At 67.3% G+C, this 3,487-nt stretch carries 4 protein-coding genes and 1 pseudogene; 1 reads left to right on the forward strand and 4 read right to left on the reverse strand.

The genetic code is table 11. The features are described 5' to 3' along the window. From ACE3TU_RS20390 to ACE3TU_RS20405, 4 genes and pseudogenes are all read right to left on the reverse strand, one after another. Nucleotides 1-232, reverse strand: a pseudogene (locus tag ACE3TU_RS20390) (Fic family protein); the annotation flags it as partial. A gap of 179 nt (nt 233-411) precedes the next feature. After that, complete coding sequence (locus ACE3TU_RS20395) at nt 412-678, reverse strand: hypothetical protein (RefSeq protein ID WP_374627587.1); 267 nt, start codon at nt 676-678, stop codon at nt 412-414. A gap of 130 nt (nt 679-808) precedes the next feature. Further along, on the reverse strand, nt 809-1,459 hold the full coding sequence (locus ACE3TU_RS20400) for a hemerythrin domain-containing protein (protein WP_012584255.1): 651 nt from the start codon (nt 1,457-1,459) through the stop codon (nt 809-811). Between the two features lie 367 nt (nt 1,460-1,826). Then, nucleotides 1,827-2,855: a LysR substrate-binding domain-containing protein gene (locus ACE3TU_RS20405; RefSeq protein ID WP_374627589.1), complete on the reverse strand. Its 1,029-nt coding sequence runs from the start codon at nt 2,853-2,855 to the stop codon at nt 1,827-1,829. Between ACE3TU_RS20405 and ACE3TU_RS20410 the strand changes: the two genes are divergently transcribed. Beyond that, nucleotides 2,806-3,487, forward strand: a 682-nt coding sequence (locus tag ACE3TU_RS20410) for a YbfB/YjiJ family MFS transporter (protein WP_374627591.1), incomplete at its 3' end; no start/stop codon positions are given. The two genes, ACE3TU_RS20405 and ACE3TU_RS20410, sit on opposite strands and share 50 nt — an antisense overlap.

A 3,487-nucleotide genomic window follows, 5' to 3' on the forward strand; every position in this document is an offset into this window, starting at 1 on the left:
AGATGCCGGGCGCGTCGCGCTTCATCCGTTCGGCTGTGTCGTCGATGAGCGCTCTGATGGCCTTGATCCGGGACGTCGTCCATTGCGCGGTACTGCGGACCGCGTCGAGCATGAACAGTATCCACGGCTCCCAGGCGGCATCCCGGCTGACGTTCAGCAGGAGGCGGTAGTAGTCCTGCCTGGCTTCGATGATGGCTTTGGACAGGTAGAGCACCGGGATGTCGAGCTGCAAGCCTTCAGGATGGCCCGCGACTCGACTTCCGCCTGAGGGGGAAGGGCAGGGAGGTCGTTGTATGGCTTGCGCGGGTCGAAGAGCATGTGTCGATATCTGGATGATTCATCGGCACGTCGATGGGACGTGTCGACGGAATCGACATGATATCGGGTCGTGTCGAAAAATGACGATATTCTCTACAAGTGTGGGGGTGATGATCCCCGCGCTTCGGTGGTGAGCGCCTGCTTTACATCTGCGCTTTGCAGCGCAGGGCGCCTACCGCATGTCCTCAGTGCCTTGCGCACCTGCTGGTCGCGGCCAACGAAGCCGACGCGATCGCCGATGGCGACCTCATTGCGCCCCAGGCCCTGGCGCGGCTTCTCGCGGATGTCGACGTCGGCGCCGTCGGGATTGATCGCAGCGTAGGGGATCAGCCAGCGCTGGCCGGTGGCGGTGTCGAGCACCAGGGCCTGTTTGCGCCTCAGCTCCAGAAGCTGGCCGCTGCGCGCGGTGTTGGCCCGGGTGTCGAAGTACTCGAGGGCTTGCCCGCGCAGCAGCTCGGGTCATTGCGGACGAGGCGTTTCAGTACTGGCGTCAGCCGAGGTAAAACTCCTCCCACTCGATCTCGGTCCACCACTCGGCCTCCAGTCCGTCGCAGGTCTCGCCATGGGCCCGGCACATGAAGCAACCGTCACCGCGCGTGAGCGCGAAGTCCTCGACCGGCGGGTAACGGACGAGCAGGGCCGCGGCGCCCTCACGCGCGGCCGCCTCTGCCTCGCTCATCGGCCGATCCGGCAATTCGGCAACGCCGCTGCGACGAAGCCGCTTGACGCCCTCCGGGTAGAGGACGGAATTCTCCGCGTCGATATGACGCCAGAGCGCGTGCGAGTAGCGAGTTGCCAGCGCGCGCAGCCGAACACGGTCGTCCTCGGACGGCGGCCGCTGTTCGAGAATCGGCAGCATCTCGCACAGCCACGCCGCCATCTCGGCGTGCTCGTGCAGCACGGCGTACACCGGTCCGCGGTCGCCCGGGAGTTCCGCGTCGGTGACGAGCGCATTGAGGAACACCCGCTCCTCGCGATCGTGATGGAAATGGCCGGCGAACTCGGTGAAAAACGCGGCGAAGCGTCCGCCGTCGTCCGGGTCCGCGGTGCCATCGATGAATCCGTCTACGAACGCGCGAAACGATCCGAGCACCTGATCGATCAGCACGTGTTCGTCCTGCAATGTTTCGATCAGCTTCATCGTCGATTCATCCTCCCGTATCCGTGTTCCTATCCGCCCGCATTCGCCGTCGAGGGCACCGGCGGCGCGATCACTTCCCTCGTCGACACCCCCGCCGCTACCTTGCCGGCCCGAGGATCTCGACCCCGTCCATCATCACCGGGTCGGCATCGACCACGCGGTAGGGCAGGCTGTACGCCACGCGCCATTGCTGCCCCGCGCAATCGAGGGTGACGGTCTTGTCGTTAAGGCGGATGACGCAGCCGCTGCGCTCCTGGTGGTCGCGGCCGACGAAGCCAACCCGGTCGCCGATGGCGAGCTCGTTGCGGCCGAGGCCCTGGCGCGGCCTCTCGCGGAGGTCGACGTCGGCGGGGATGCCGGGCGGGCCTCAAGGCATCGACTTGCTTGTTCGACCATGGCGCCCGCAGGCACCAGCCTGGGCGCCGACCCGCAGCAGCTCCAGCAGCGCGCTCAGTGGCCCGCCGGGCTCGCCCGCCCAGACCAGGTTCGTCCGGTTCGTCCGCATCGCCTCCGGCAGTTCGTGGCGTTGGATCGAATCGCCCATGACGGCATTGTCGAGGACGCTCGCCGGCATGATGGCGACGCCGGTTCCGGCCGCGACGCAGGCCACGATAGCATGGTAGGAGCCGAGGTCGAGGAACCGGCGCGGGGTGACGCCGGCCGCGGCGAACCAGTCGACCAGCAGGCGCCGGTATGAGCAGCCATGCGGAAAGGCGACGACCGTCTGGTCGGCGAGATCCTGCGCACCGCCGATGCGGGGGCCGCCTCGCGCGGTGATGAGGACCAGCTCTTCCGCGAAGACGGCCACGGCCGAGAGGCTTCCCTTGTCGAAGGGTTCGGAGACGAAGGCGGCGTCGATCTGGTGATTGTCGAGTCGCCGCAGCAGCGCCGCGGTCGTTCCGGTCTGCAGCTCCACGTGCGTTCGGGGATGCGCGGCGTGGTACCGCGAGAGGATGGGCGGCAGGCGCACGCTGGCCGCACTCTCCAGCGAGCCCAGGCGCAGCGAGCCCGCGACTACCCCGCTGCAGAGGTCCTCCTCGGCTTCGTCGGCCAGCCGCAACAGGCGCTCGGCGTGCCCGAGCAGGCGATGACCCGCATCGGTGAGCACCACGTTCCGTCCTTGCCGCCGAAAGAGTTGCGTACCCAGTCGGGACTCGAACTGCTTGATGCGGGTCGTGACGTTGGAAGGCACGCGATTGAGCCGGGCCGCCGCACGCAGCACACCGCCTTCCACCGCCACACATCGGAAGATGTGCAGGTCTTCCAGGCTGATCCTTCTCATATCGAGAACGTTATTTCTTAAAAATTCACTATTCGATTCTATCCGACGAGCGTCTAATCCCGCCATGGAAAAAAATCCTCCGTCGTCTCTGTCGCCGGGCGCCATCGTCTTCATCGGCCTCCTTGCGCTGGCCATCGCGATGGGCATCGGTCGCTTCGCATTTACGCCGCTGATGCCGCTCATGGTGCGCGATGGCAGCCTGAATACCGTCACCGGGACGGAATGGGCGACGGCGAACTACGTCGGCTACCTGCTCGGTGCGATCAGCGCCTCGTGGTTCGCGCGCAGTCCCCGGCTGGGCTTGCAGGTCGGGTTGCTCGGCGTCGCCGCGACCACCCTGGCGATGGCTTGGGGTAACGCCGCCTTGCCGTGGCTCGGCTTGGCCCTGCGGGCGAGCGCGGGCGTCTTCAGCGCCTGGGTGCTCGTGTGCGCCAGCAGTTGGTGCCTGCCCGAACTGGCGCGGCGGAGTTCGACCTCGCTGGGCGGATGGATCTACACCGGGGTGGGCGTGGGCATCGCGGCCACGGGTGTACTGACCTGGCTGGGCGGCGCACAGGCGGCCGCGGTGCTGTGGGTGGAGCTCGGGCTGCTCGCCGTCGTCGGCGCCGTCCATGTCATGTGGCGTCTGCGCGGGCAATCCGCCGCGGCGAGCCCTGCCGGCACGCCCGACGCGCCGAAGCCCCCACCGCCGGCGGTCGCGAGCGGGAACCTGGGCATCGTGCTGTGCTACAGCGCGTTCGGCTTCG

Source organism: Devosia sp., assembly GCF_041917035.1.
GTDB lineage: Bacteria > Pseudomonadota > Alphaproteobacteria > Rhizobiales > Devosiaceae > Devosia_A.

Bases quoted from the DNA above. Each gene is read 5' to 3' on its own strand.
- ACE3TU_RS20405 (WP_374627589.1), bottom strand. From the start codon at position 2,855: ATGAAGACGATGGCGCCCGGCGACAGAGACGACGGAGGATTTTTTTCC.
- ACE3TU_RS20400 (WP_012584255.1), bottom strand. From the start codon at position 1,459: ATGAAGCTGATCGAAACATTGCAGGACGAACACGTGCTGATCGATCAG.